The organism is Actinomadura kijaniata NBRC 14229 (assembly GCF_001552175.1).
GTDB lineage: Bacteria > Actinomycetota > Actinomycetes > Streptosporangiales > Streptosporangiaceae > Spirillospora > Spirillospora kijaniata.
Map to the genome: position 1 here is coordinate 95,436 of NZ_BCQR01000011.1, position 6,106 is coordinate 101,541.

General features: G+C 69.6%; 8 protein-coding genes and 1 tRNA gene. 4 read left to right on the forward strand and 5 right to left on the reverse strand.

Features of this window, described 5'->3' with window-relative positions:
* Positions 1-46 precede the first annotated feature (46 nt).
* A tRNA-Ser gene (locus AKI01S_RS05095) sits at positions 47-136 on the reverse strand.
* Between the two features lie 162 nt (positions 137-298).
* Here AKI01S_RS05095 and AKI01S_RS51590 point away from each other — a divergent pair.
* Complete coding sequence (locus AKI01S_RS51590; RefSeq protein ID WP_169813906.1) at positions 299-472, forward strand: hypothetical protein; 174 nt, start codon at positions 299-301, stop codon at positions 470-472.
* A gap of 231 nt (positions 473-703) precedes the next feature.
* Here AKI01S_RS51590 and AKI01S_RS05100 read toward each other — a convergent pair whose 3' ends face one another.
* The gene (locus tag AKI01S_RS05100) at positions 704-2,053 is read right to left on the reverse strand and encodes an NsdA family TPR-like regulatory protein (protein ID WP_083998914.1); all 1,350 of its coding nucleotides are present in this window, start codon (positions 2,051-2,053) and stop codon (positions 704-706) included.
* Positions 2,054-2,077: 24 nt separating this feature from the next.
* Entirely contained in the window at positions 2,078-2,533 is a 456-nt protein-coding gene (locus AKI01S_RS05105) for a hypothetical protein (RefSeq protein ID WP_218009553.1), read from the reverse strand.
* On the opposite strand from AKI01S_RS05105, the gene AKI01S_RS05110 reads away from it, so the two are divergent.
* Positions 2,511-2,984 carry a hypothetical protein gene (locus AKI01S_RS05110; RefSeq protein WP_169813902.1) on the forward strand — a complete coding sequence of 158 codons (474 nt, stop codon included), beginning with the start codon at positions 2,511-2,513 and terminating at the stop codon, positions 2,982-2,984. The two genes, AKI01S_RS05105 and AKI01S_RS05110, sit on opposite strands and share 23 nt — an antisense overlap.
* 308 nt (positions 2,985-3,292) lie before the next feature.
* Here the strand turns inward: AKI01S_RS05110 and AKI01S_RS05120 are convergent, their stop codons facing one another.
* Positions 3,293-4,039 carry a M15 family metallopeptidase gene (locus AKI01S_RS05120; protein WP_067812574.1) on the reverse strand — a complete coding sequence of 249 codons (747 nt, stop codon included), beginning with the start codon at positions 4,037-4,039 and terminating at the stop codon, positions 3,293-3,295.
* 137 nt (positions 4,040-4,176) lie between these two features.
* Between AKI01S_RS05120 and AKI01S_RS05125 the strand changes: the two genes are divergently transcribed.
* On the forward strand, positions 4,177-4,545 hold the full coding sequence (locus AKI01S_RS05125; protein ID WP_245681480.1) for a hypothetical protein: 369 nt from the start codon (positions 4,177-4,179) through the stop codon (positions 4,543-4,545).
* Here AKI01S_RS05125 and AKI01S_RS05130 read toward each other — a convergent pair whose 3' ends face one another.
* Positions 4,546-5,004, reverse strand: coding sequence for a MarR family winged helix-turn-helix transcriptional regulator (locus AKI01S_RS05130; protein WP_067812576.1), 459 nt, complete (start codon positions 5,002-5,004; stop codon positions 4,546-4,548).
* A gap of 169 nt (positions 5,005-5,173) precedes the next feature.
* Here AKI01S_RS05130 and AKI01S_RS05135 point away from each other — a divergent pair.
* A partial coding sequence (locus AKI01S_RS05135) for a pirin family protein (protein WP_067812577.1) occupies positions 5,174-6,106 on the forward strand: 933 nt, incomplete at its 3' end.

The window sequence follows — 6,106 nt, forward strand, 5'->3', positions numbered from 1 at the left end:
TAACGAAAACGGCCCCTCCCGACAGAACGGAAGGAGCCGCGAGAAGCGGAGGCTGTGGGATTCGAACCCACGGAGCCGGGGCTACCGACTCTCTGGTTTTCAAGACCAGCGCACTCGTCCACTATGCGAAGCCTCCAACGAGCACGTCCACGATAGCGGGTCACGGCCGCGAAGTTCACCGGCGTTGACGCGGGCCCGCCGACAACGTGATCGCAGGCGGCGCCCGGGTGGACCGGCCCGGAGAGCGCGTGTCTATTTGGCATGAAGAGGGGGGATTTGGTCCGCTACTCTGACCCGCATGTCGCAGATTCCGAATGACCCGGCCGGGACCACGCAGCAGTTCGAGAACTTCGCCCGGCAGACTCCGCAGCAGCCCGTGAAGACCTCCGGGGTCAACATGGGGCTGGTGATCGGTGTCGTCGCCGTCGTGGCCGTGGTCGCCATCGCGGCGATCGCCTTCATGATGGTCTGACCTCCGGCGCGGTCCCGCTCTGACCCGCAACGTTCTCTCTGAATAGCCTCTCACCTGCGGAAACGTCGTTAAGCAAGGTGGGCGGCGTTGGGCCTTGTTGGAAGGGCACGTGTGTTTGATGAGCCTTCGCCTCACGCTGCCCGACTGGCATGACGACGCCTCGCCGAGGAGGTGGCTCGGCGTGAGGATGAAGTCCGACGGCCTGGCGGTACTGACGGGTGCCAAGCGTCGTTAGAGTCCGATCAGCGCTGTGTGAATGTGGTCGTCCAGATCCCCCACGAATCCTTCGCTCCTCCAGGGGCGGAGTTCCAGGCGGGCTTGGCGGAGCCGCTGCGCGGGCACGCGGGCGCGGGTCGCGGCGACCAGATCGACGCATTCGTGAAGCTGCTCCGCTGAGGTCTCGGCCGCGCCTGCCCCCTGCGTGTGGAGGCGAGCCAGGGCGCGGTCGGCCAGCACGATGGACCGCTGCACGGATTCACGGGTGCGCGTCAGCGTCCCAGCGGCCTGCGTGAGCTGCTGCTCGGCCGCCTCAGCGGCACCGAGGAAGATTCCACAGACGCCCTCGAACCCACGCAGCCGCCCGGCCGAGAACGCGCCCGGCATCGGGTCGCCGCCGATATCTCCTTCCAGGTCGTGCCACGCCAGGTGCAGCGCTGCCTGTGCGTGGCGCTGCCGCGCGGCGCGGGCGGCCATCTCTGCCTGTAGGGCATGCGCGCGGGCACGCATCAGTGCGCTCGGCCCGCGCCGGGCATCCTGCGCGGCGGCGTCGGCGATGCGCCGGGCTCGGGTGATGTCGCCGGTGCTGTAGTAGACGACCATCGTCTGGCTTGTGCGGATCAGCGCCCGCTGCGATGGCGCGGCCGGGTCGGCGGTGGCCACGGCATCGCTGTGAAGACGGAGGGCGGCGGCGTCGTCGCGGGTCTCAAATGCAATCCTCGCGGCGAGGGCGTAGGAGCGGCTGGCGACGTCGCGCAGCCGCGTACGGACGATGTCCGGCTGTGTGCCCTGGAGCAGATGGCGGCAGGAGTCCACGATCGCGGCCTGTGCGAGATGCAGGCGAACGAACGGAACGCTGCCGATTTGGGCGTTCACGGCATTGTTGGCGTGGGCCAGCCCCTCCAGGACGGGGAGATCCACGCGAGTGGGGTCGGCGAGCGCCTCGGTCAGATCGTTCTGGAGCGCGCCGCCGAGGAACGCCAGCAGCGACATGCCGTGGCTGGTGATCGACGCGGCGACCGTGGTGGTCAGCTCGTCCAGCCGCGTCGGTTCGACTCCTGCGGCGGCCAGGCCGTCGAGCAGCTCGGCCAGATCCGAGCTGGGCCCGAGCGCGACGGCACCGGTCGGGGTGCGAGCGTACGTGTAGGCGAGGAGTAGCTGGTACTGCTCGTCGGGCGTGCTCTTGCCGGATTCCCAACGGGCGACGGTGCGGCGGATGCTGCCCGGCTGCGCGGCGGCGATGCGGGTGATGCGCAGGGCTCGCGCGGCGGTCTGGAGGTGGCCGACGAGATCGGACCATGACCAGCCGCGGGAGGTGCGTAGGCGTCGGAGCGTGCGTGCGCAGGCGGACGGCGGCCGGTCCATACTCGCAGTACACCATTGGTCACTCTAGATCGGCACTATGAGCCGTGGTTTTCCCTGCTCTGCTCCGTAGCCGAGGGTGTAGTGCGTGCCGCTGGTGGTGGTTCCGGCGCGCGGGAAGCCGATGACGAACTGGCTGCGATCGACCATCCAGCGGTTACGGGCGTGGTAGCCCGGCGTACGGGTTTCCCCGCCGAGCTCGACCAGTTCGACGCGGCCGGTGTCCTGCGTGGTGGCGATGGCACGGCGGGCGTCAGCGGGCTGGTCGCCGAGCTTGGCCGGGACCGCGATGGTCAGCTTCACCGTGGTCTCTCCGGCCAGCCACAGCAGCGCGAGCGAGTCGATGCCGGTTGCGCCACCGAGGTAGAAGCGCGTGCCCGGTGTGGCGAACGGGCGTACGTACTCCTCGAAGATGGCGCGGTACTCGGCGAGGGGGCGGTGTCCTGTGGATCGGGTGCCGGTGATCGTCACGGTCGTCGGCATCGCGGCCCTTTCGATGTCACCAGATGTCATCTCCCGACCGATCATGATCATCGCTGTACTCGATGGCATGAGCGAGCAGGGACTCCACCAGCCTGCCACCCGCAAGGAGCGGGGGCTGTCGGCGGCGCCACAGCATGACTCGTTGGTCGTCGGTAACCCGATCTCACAGGTGCTCAACGAGGAAGTCCGGAGTGGGCAGGGTAGCTACGAGATCGGACAGTGGGGGGTCGGCGGCCTCGCCGACGACGAGCGGTGCCGCGTCATAGCCCGTCTGCTCGACCGGAACCATCCGGCGTGGACGGTCTGGTGGGGCCCGAAGACCCGCCGTTACTGGGCTCTGCCCGCGCGGGGCCTGACCGCTCCGGTCCTGGAGCGTGCCCGCCCGGAGGACCTGGAGGCCGCGATGCGCGAGGCCGAGACCTGGTACAGCGTTGAAGGGATGCACTCGTGAGCGCGGCTGAGGCGTTCAAGAGGTCCGAGTGGGTTGCGTTGGAGCGTCTGTCGGAGGAGCTGGGTCGGGGTGGCACGCGGGTTGATCCCGGCGTGCTGGTCTCGTTGGCGGAGATCCGTGTGCACGGCCTCAGCATTGCCTGCCACCCTGTGCCTTGGAACGGGCCGCTGCACATCTGTGTGCCGGCCGACGGTCCCTGCAAGGAGATCGGTCCGGCCGATCGGCCCGCTGAGGTCGCTGCGGTGGTCCGGGGCATGGTCGCCCGCGCCGGGTAGACCCTGTGGCTGGAGAACGAGGTCGTCGCGGGTCTAGCGGCCGGTGCTGGAGAAGTGCTGGTAGTCCTTGATGCCGCTCCAGTGGCCGCCCCATTCCCAGCCGATGGAGGCGAACGCCTTGACGACCCGGTCGCCGTCGTGGATCACGCCGGGGTCGCGGCGCTGGCGGTTGCGGAACTTCACGCAGTCCTTGTGGGCGACCTCTCCTGAGCTGGAGACGTAGGGGTTCTCGCAGGGGTTGATGTCGACGGCCAGGCCGTAGGCGTGCTGGGACCAGCGGGTGCCGCCGGTGGAGTTGCGGCAGTTGAACGCCGAGGTGTTGTTGGCCTCGATCGAGTCGAAGTCGCTGCCTTTGTAGGCGTCGACCGGTTCCATGCGGCGGATCGGGTAGCGCATGTCGTAGAGCCTGCGGAAGACCTTGACCAGGTCGTCGGCGGCCTGGGCGTTGACGACGAGGCGGCCGTCGGGGTGGGGGCGCTCGTCCATGCCCCAGTAGGTCATCTGGATCATGCGGAGGCCGGACGGGGGGACGGGGCAGCCCTCGCGCCAGGAGTGCTTGAGGTCGGCGGCGGTCACCTTGGTGACGCGGGCCTCGAAGCGTTGGACGGCGGGTGTGGTCGTGGTGGTGGGCGGCGGCGTGGTCGTCGTGGTGGTCCGGGGCGGGGTGGCCGTGCCGGTGCCCTTGTCGTCGGAGCCCTGGCCGCATCCGGTCGTGACGGCGGTCGCCGCGGTGAACGCGGTCAGGAGCGCGGCGCCGTGTTTCAGCCCTCTACCTCGCATAACAGCAGGATGGCACGGGTGGGGGCCTGCGTGTTGGACATGGATTCGCTACGGTGCGGTGGAGCGACGTGTCCGGTGGAGGACCGTCCCGATGTCGATCACTGGGGGCCGGTATGGCGGAGCCTCAGGAGCGGGATGTGCCCAGCCTGGAGGATGAGATCTTCTCCGTGGCGTCCCGGGTGGAGGAGGCCGCGGTGCGGCGGCCGCCGTTGCTGCGCTGGGAGCGGGTCCCGGAGTTGAAGCCGCGGACGTTCGGCGCGGGGCTGGCGGGGTTCGCGACCTTCCTGCTGGTGGACGCGGTGATGATGTGGGCGCCGTTGATGTCCAGCGATCGCGGGAGCCTGCTGCCGCAGATGGTGACGTTGCTGGTGCTGGCGTTCGGGCTGGGCGGGCTGCTGGCGTGGCAGGTCGGTGGGGGGTGGCGGCCGTTCGGGGTCGGGATGATGGCCGGGTGGCTGTTCCTGACCCTGATCTCGCTCGGGTTCCTGACGGGTGTGGGGTGGTGATCAGTCGGCGTTCAGCCGGTTGATCACGGCGGTGAACGCGCGGCCGATCGCCTCCAGGTCGCCGGGGTCGATCACGTCGATGAAGTACTCGCGGACGGTCTCGACGTGGTCGCGGGCGGCGCGGTCGAGGGCGGCGAAGCCCTCCTCGGTGAGGTGGGCGTAGACGCCGCGCTTGTCGCTGGGGCAGCCGCCGCGGAAGACCAGGCCCTTGCTCTCCAGGCGGGAGCAGGTGTGTGACAGGCGGCTGCGGGACTGGCTGGCGTTGGCGGCGAGTTCGGCCATGCGGAGTCGCCGCTCGGGCGCCTCGGAGAGGCGGACGAGGATCTCGTACTCCGGCAGGGACAGGCCGTGCTTGGATTTGAGGTCGCGGTCGAGCAGTTCGGTGAGCCGGATGTTACCGTCCACGAAGGCGCGCCAGTGGAGTTGCTGTGTGGCATCGAGCCAGCGCGGTTCGGTCATGTCGCCCAGTATAGAGCCTTCTGTTGAACTTTCAACTATGTGGGGTTAGAGTCGGTCACACCGGTCGCGGACGGGGGATCCGTCTCCGGGAATAGTTGAAGTTTCAAGAATGTTGTGCGGGGCGACCGGCCCGATCGGGGGCCGGTCCCCGAAGACCCAGGAGGCACCGATGCCCGCCGTCACCGCGAACCCGCTGACCCTGCCGCGGCTGCCGCGGCTGCCCGAGTCGACCACCGGCTGGCGGCGCGTCGCCAAGGTGGTCACCGCCGAACGGCACGTGGAGGGCGAGGGCTTCCAGGTCCGCCGCCCGTTCCCGACCGCGAGCCTGGCGCTGGCCGACCCGTTCCTGCTGCTGGACCACATGGGCGCGGTCGAGTACGCGCCCGGCGAGGCCATGGGAACGCCCTGGCACCCGCACCGCGGCTTCGAGACCGTCACCTACATGATCGACGGCGCGTTCCAGCACCAGGACACCACCGGCGGCGGCGGAGTGATCACCGACGGCGGCACCCAGTGGATGACGGCCGCCTCCGGCATCCAGCACATCGAGCAGCCCACGCCCGAGCTGGTCGCCAAGGGCGGCCTGTTCCACGGCGTGCAGCTGTGGGTGAACCTGCCGCGCTCCAAGAAGTGGCTGGAGCCCCGCTACCAGGACATCGGCCCGCGTGACGTCGCGCTGGTCACCGCCGAGGACGGCTCGTCGGTCGTCCGGATCATCGCCGGTGCGCTGGGCGAGCACCAGGGCCCCGGCATGACCCACACGCCGATCAACTACGTGCACGCCACCGTCGCGCCCGGCGCGCGGCTGGCGCTGCCGTGGCCGCGCGAGTTCAACGCGATGGTCTACGTGCTGTCCGGCGACGGCGTCGTCGGTCGCGAGGAGATCGGCCTGGGCGAGGGGCAGTTCGCGATGCTGGGCGGCTCGCACTTCCAGGGCGAGCAGGACGGCATCCTGCTGCGCGCCGCCGACGCGCAGCCGCTGGCCGGCAAGAACGGCTGGGAGGTGCTGGTCCTGGGCGGGCTGCCGATCCGGGAGCCGGTCGCCCGCTACGGCCCGTTCGTGATGAACACCCGCGAGGAGATCATCCAGGCCTTCGAGGAC